Source organism: Stenotrophomonas sp. SrG, from assembly GCF_050031795.1.
Taxonomy (GTDB): domain Bacteria; phylum Pseudomonadota; class Gammaproteobacteria; order Xanthomonadales; family Xanthomonadaceae; genus Stenotrophomonas; species Stenotrophomonas rhizophila_A.
In genome coordinates, this window is record NZ_JBNBBE010000873.1 from 1 (window position 1) to 244 (window position 244).

Annotated in this window: 1 pseudogene; it reads left to right on the forward strand. The window is 79.1% G+C overall.

Annotated features, from left to right (window positions below):
• Positions 1 to 244: pseudogene (locus ACQG3P_RS22005) on the forward strand (signal recognition particle-docking protein FtsY); the annotation flags it as partial.

The following is a 244-nucleotide window of genomic DNA, read 5'->3' on the forward strand; positions in this document are numbered from 1 at the left end:
CGCTTCCAGGCCGATGGCCACCGCCTGCAGCTGCCCGCCGGCGCGCCCGGCCGCGCCGCCGCCGTGGCGCCGCTGCAGGCCGGGGGCGAGCGCAACGACGGGGCCGTGGTCGCCCAGGGCCAGACCGCGGATGCCGCCTCGGTGGCATCCGCTGCGCTGCAGGCCGGCCCGGCACGCGGCACCGAGGTGCTGATCGCCGACACCGCCGGCCGCCTGCATACCCAGGGCGGGCTGATGAACGAGA